Source organism: Nocardia aurea, from assembly GCF_003123685.1.
Taxonomy (GTDB): domain Bacteria; phylum Actinomycetota; class Actinomycetes; order Mycobacteriales; family Mycobacteriaceae; genus Nocardia; species Nocardia aurea.
On the sequence record NZ_QCYJ01000125.1, the window covers coordinates 1 to 5,000 of the forward strand.

Below are 5,000 nucleotides of genomic sequence, written 5' to 3' on the forward strand. Positions count from 1 at the left end.
GTCCGAGATTCGGTCGAGCAGCCGCCGGCTGGGGCACGCTGCCAGGAACGCGTTGTACTCCACCTTGGCCTGAGCCCTCTTCTGGGCCGCCTTCATCGTCGTCACTGATTCGCACCTCTCACCTATGGGTGGGTTACGCACTTCAGAGTGCCTACTTCCTGACAGGAAGTTTCTCTCCAATGCTGATGCAGGGAGGCAGAAGGCGCGACCCCAGTGCACGACGAAAGGCAACAAGATGAGCACACCCTCCCTCTCTCTTCCCGGCGGCACCCGGACTCTGGGCGACCTGACCGTCACCCGGTTCGGTTACGGCGCCATGCAACTGGCCGGCCCGTGGGTCATGGGGCCGCCCGCCGATCGCGACGGTGCCCTAGCCGTTCTGCGTGAAGCGGTCGACCTTGGTATCACCCACATCGATACCAGCGACGCCTACGGGCCGCGCGTCACCAACGAGTTGATCCGCGAGGCACTGCACCCCTATCCCGAGTCGCTGCACATCGTGACCAAGGTGGGCGCGACCCGCGACGAACAGGGTGGCTGGCCTCCCGCCCGGCGACCCGAAGATCTGCGCCGCCAGGTACACGACAACCTCAAGTCCCTCCGGCTCGACGTACTCGACCTGGTCAACCTCCGACTCGGCAACGCCGAAGGTCCCCAGCCTGGCTCGCTCGCCGAGGCGTTCGAGACGCTCGTCGAACTCCAGCAGCAGGGCCTGATCCGCCACCTCGGGGTCAGCAACGCCACCGCGGAGCAGGTCACCGAGGCACAGAGCATCGCGCCGATCGTGTGCGTGCAGAACATGTACAACCTCGCCCACCGCCACGACGATGAGCTCATCGACCGGCTCGCCACCGACGGCGTCGCGTACGTGCCCTTCTTCCCCCTCGGGGGCTTTACCCCGCTTCAGTCCTCGACGCTCTCGGCGGTCGCCGCTCGATTGGAGGCGTCACCGATGTCCGTTGCACTGGCCTGGCTGCTGCAGCGATCACCGAACATCCTGCTCATCCCCGGCACGTCATCGACGGCACACCTGCGCGAGAACATCGCCGGCGCGGGACTCTCCCTCTCTCATGAGGACTTGACCGAGCTGGACGACATCAGCCGCTGAATGCCTCAGAGCTGAACGGCCCACAAGCCACGCCTGAAGCCACGATTCAAGTTCCGGCCCCGGTCACCTTCGCGCGACCGGGGCCGGTGGAAGCTCTTGGCGGACGAGCCACTCGGCTGGCGGCCCACGATCCTTCACGTCACGATCCGCCGTCACCGCTGCAGCCATCGCAGGCCGTGCCTGCCAATGCGACTGTGGCCAGCGCGACGGCCGCCATGATGCTCCTGCGCGAGCGCTTCTGACCGAGGATGCCATTCATGTCGATCTCTAAGTCGGTATGTGTGCTCGGGTCGTCGGGTCGGCGGCGCTGCCGGGCGGGTTGCGGTCGGTAGCCCCCGGTAGCCCCCGGTAGCTCCACGGCGCGTGGGGATTCATGATTGACCGCAGGCCTCAGGGCACAACTTGGCCTCGGGGTAGCGCGATGACGGTTTGTCCAGGATGGGCTGCCGCTGCGACTTCAGGTGCCGGTCGAGGAAGGCCGCCACGTACGTGCGGGCGATCTCGGCGCCGCGCTCCGCGGGCAGGACGCCGTGGACGGGCTCGATGCCGAGGGAGGGCCCCACCAGCGGAATGTCGGTGAACGCCTGGTGGTCCGTATCCGTCACCGCGATCCAGCGCCTCCACCCGGTCAGCAGCTTCCAGTCACGGTCCCACGAAGCATCGCCGCCACCGGGGACATGCTGCTCCGAACCGACGAACATGAACGGCCGGGAGAATCCGCTCTTGGGAATCCGGGCGTAGGTGCTGCCGTCCATGTCGATCCCGGCGCGTACGCGGGAGTCCTCCAGCATGGCCGCCATCGCGCTGGCCCCGCCCATCGACTGGCCGACCATCGCGATTCTGGAGCGGTCGATCAGGCCGGAACCCTCCCACCGCGCCGGCAACTGGTCGAGCACGAAGGAGACGTCGGCCGCCCGGCCCTGAACCACCCGCGTGCCGAAGCCCGGATCGGTGTCGCTGTCGCACGCGATGCAGTCGGCGACCCGCCCATCGGACAAGGTCGTGACGTAGCTCTCGTAGGTGTGGTCGATGCCGGCCACGACGTACCCCCGGCTGGCCAGGTCCTCGGCCAGGGCCGTGAGTGAGCTCATCGGCTTGGTGAAGCCGGGAGAGAGCACCACCAGCGGAAGCTTCTCCCCCGTGGGTTCGGCGTCTTTGATGGCGTTCGTCCGCGTCTTGCTCAGCGTGTCGTACGGCACCCCCGCGATCTCGGAGCCCTTCAAGAAGAGCTCCGACTCCTTCGGCGTCATGTACGGGGCCCGCTCCCCGTCCCCTTGCTCGGTCGGGTACCACAGGGTGACCTTGAGCTCCCTGGTGTCGACGTCGAGGTTCCAGGGATCGGGGCGGGAGGTGTCGTTCACATGCAGGATGGTGGTGCCGACCGGGTGGTCGCCGGTGGGCGCGGGCAGGACGGCCGGGCCGGTGGGCGTGGCCGACGGGCTGGTAGCCGACCGGGGCGGCGCGGGCGCGGAGCAGGCGGACGCGGCGAGGACGACCAGTCCGGCGGCGACTGCCAGGATCTGTCTCATCGAGAGGTTCATTCACTTCTCCAGCAGGGTCAGCGCCTTGGCCAGGGCGGGGTCGCGCCCGGCGGCCGCGTCCTTCGGGGTCAGGGGCACGTGGTGGTCGGGCGGCACGCCGATCCGGTCGAACGTCTCGCGATTCGGCCCAAGGTGGTGCCTGGTGGGGAAGGCCAGCATGGTGTTGTTGCTGAGCTGGAACGGCTCCGAGGGGCCGGAGATGGCACCGGCGGTCCTGGTGCCGACCATGTGGCCGATTCCCAGGTCCTTGACCGCGGAGCTGAAGTGCTCGCACGCCGAGGCGCAACTGCGGTCGGTGAGCACTGCCAGCGGCAGGTCGATCAGTTCGACGGTGTCGTCGGTCCGCAGGGCTTCGCACTTGGCGTCCACGGTGCACAGGTAGGCGGTGACCTTGCCGTGGACGAAGGCGCTCACCAGCCGGATCGCTTCAGGGGCGCTGCCGCCGCCGTTGCCCCGCAGGTCGAGAACGACACCGGTGAGCGTCCGGCCGGTGCGCAGCCGGGAGATCGCCTTGAAGACTCGGTCTGCGGCGTCGGGAGTGAACCCGCGCACCCGCACATAGGCGATGCCGTCTTCCGGCAGCTTCGACGTCACCCCTTGCAGGGCGGCCAGATCCCGCTCGTAAACGCCGGGCTTGAGCGTCACGCTCCAGCGGCGTCCGGTGCTCTGCCGCAGCAACTGCAGCTCGACCGGGTCGGCTTCCGGGTATCGCGGGTAGAGGGCGGCGATCGCGGGCGTGGGCTTCCCGTCGATGAAGGGCGCCGATCCGTCGATCGATTCGATGATGTCGCCCGGACGCACTCCAGCGGCCTGCGCCGCGCCGCCCGCCACGGTGGTGACGAACAACGGGGGAAGCGCGGCGCCGGGGTTGCCGTTCACCTGAGGTCCGTTGACGCTCGCCTCAAGGCCCAGGCCGTAACCGTCACCGTCATGGTAGCCGGGGGGCTGCCCTCCGACGTCGTGCACCCACCTGGCGTGATTGTCATCGAGGCTGGCCACGATGGCCTCCAGGGTGACGACGGCCAGCTTGTCACGCAGGTCCGGGACCTGATCGGTGACCTTCCGATAGACGGCCTCGAAAGCGGTCCAGTCGGCTTCCCGGTCGCCGGTCAGCGCCGGCATGGTCGCCTCGGAGACATCACGCCCGTTGAGGTTGAGTTCCCGCGTCAACGCGATGAACCCGGCGGTCAGCAGCAGGCGGGCGTCCATCGTGGCGCCGCTGTAGTAGTTGCCGAGGATGCAGAAGTACGCCTGCTCGACGATGTCGATCGTGGTGGGTGTCTGTGCCGGGAGGCGGCCCTGAGGCCGTGCGCAGACCGTGCCGGCCGCCGAACTCGTCTCGCTGCGCGGCGCCGTCGGCGCCGTACAGGCCGCCGCCAGCAGGAGGGCGAGCCCGGCGGTCGCGGCCCTGATCACGGTCATGACAGGCGCCTGCGGATCCACCAGAACGACAACCACACGAGGCCCACAGTGAGCAGGGCGTAGATCCCGGTCTCGATCCACTGGAAGATCCAGAAGCGCTCAAGGGGCTGGTAGGTAACCCGCTGCCGGTAACCGAGACGGTTGACCTCGCCCAGGCAGCCGTCCCCGGCGCCCGCCGCCGCATTCCCCGCTGCGCAGGGCCCCGACGTCGAGGAGACGTTGATGACGGCTCCGGTGCCGCCGTCGCCGCCGGAGATCACCTGTCCGGATGGGGCGAGCAGTTCGTTGGCCAGGACCCAGGAACCCGGGTGGCCGGGGACAGCCTCCCTCAGGAACATCCGCGGGGATTCGCCTCCCTCCCGGGGGATGCTGAGGCTCTCCATGTTCTCCATGCCGAGCTCGAAGGTCGCGGTCACCGGAGCCACCAGATGGGGACGGACCATCGTCGGCAGAGTGAGCTGGATCGCGGCGAAGACGGCCAGCGTGAGGGCCATGGCGGGCAGCGTGCGGCGCACCACCATGCCCACGGTCACGCCGAGCACGAAGGCGCAGGCCGCGTAGCCCATCGGGGCGACGCCGCGGGCGCCGAACACCAGGGGAGCCATCAGGGCCATGCCCTCGGCGGCCGACTTGTCCAGGGGGTCGGACCACCAGGTCACCATGAGGCCGCACAGGCCGGCGGCGGCCACGGCGACCAGTCCGGTGAGCCCGAGCTTGACCGCCAGCCAGCGGCCGCGGGTGATGCTCTGGTTCCAGACCAGCAGGTGCGTGCCCGCCTCCAGCTCGCGGGTGATCAACGGTGCTCCCCAGAAGAGCCCGATGAGGGCGGGAATGATCAGCACGACGAGGGTCAGGGCCAGGAACGGGAGGTCGTACTCGCCGAAGAAGCGGTTGTAGAAGCTGGCGCAGGTGTCGTCCGTGGTGCAGTC

The 5,000-nt window shown here is 68.7% G+C and carries 4 protein-coding genes and 1 pseudogene (1 of these 5 running past the window's edge); 1 reads left to right on the forward strand and 4 read right to left on the reverse strand.

Annotated features, from left to right (window positions below):
• Window positions 1–96 (reverse strand): annotated as a pseudogene (locus DAT37_RS45735) (winged helix-turn-helix transcriptional regulator); the annotation flags it as partial.
• A 139-nt stretch (window positions 97–235) separates the two neighbouring features.
• Here DAT37_RS45735 and DAT37_RS28750 point away from each other — a divergent pair.
• Window positions 236–1,108, forward strand: a complete 873-nt coding sequence (locus DAT37_RS28750; RefSeq protein ID WP_109528029.1) for an aldo/keto reductase family oxidoreductase — start codon at window positions 236–238, stop codon at window positions 1,106–1,108.
• Between the two features lie 371 nt (window positions 1,109–1,479).
• On the opposite strand, the gene DAT37_RS28755 is transcribed toward DAT37_RS28750, so the two are convergent.
• The 3 genes in view from DAT37_RS28755 to DAT37_RS28765 are tightly spaced (at most 12 nt apart) and all read right to left on the reverse strand, a layout consistent with a single transcriptional unit that may run on beyond the window.
• A complete protein-coding gene (locus DAT37_RS28755) occupies window positions 1,480–2,637 on the reverse strand; it encodes an alpha/beta hydrolase family protein (protein ID WP_109528034.1) in 1,158 nt (385 codons plus the stop codon).
• 12 nt (window positions 2,638–2,649) lie between these two features.
• A complete protein-coding gene (locus tag DAT37_RS28760) occupies window positions 2,650–4,071 on the reverse strand; it encodes a S41 family peptidase (protein ID WP_109528030.1) in 1,422 nt (473 codons plus the stop codon).
• Window positions 4,068–5,000: the 3' portion of an ABC-2 transporter permease gene (locus tag DAT37_RS28765; RefSeq protein WP_109528031.1), read on the reverse strand. The gene runs 129 nt beyond the window's last position; the window shows 933 of its 1,062 coding nt (coding positions 130–1,062); the start codon falls outside the window, past its right edge — the gene reads right to left on this strand; it ends in the stop codon at window positions 4,068–4,070. The genes DAT37_RS28760 and DAT37_RS28765 overlap by 4 nt, the downstream gene beginning before the upstream one ends.

What these genes read in the sequence shown, in the direction of transcription:
- DAT37_RS28750 (WP_109528029.1), top strand. Translation starts at nt 236, where the DNA reads ATGAGCACACCCTCCCTCTCTCTTCCCGGCGGCACCCGGACTCTGGGC.
- DAT37_RS28755 (WP_109528034.1), bottom strand. Translation starts at nt 2,637, where the DNA reads ATGAGACAGATCCTGGCAGTCGCCGCCGGACTGGTCGTCCTCGCCGCG.
- DAT37_RS28760 (WP_109528030.1), bottom strand. Translation starts at nt 4,071, where the DNA reads ATGACCGTGATCAGGGCCGCGACCGCCGGGCTCGCCCTCCTGCTGGCG.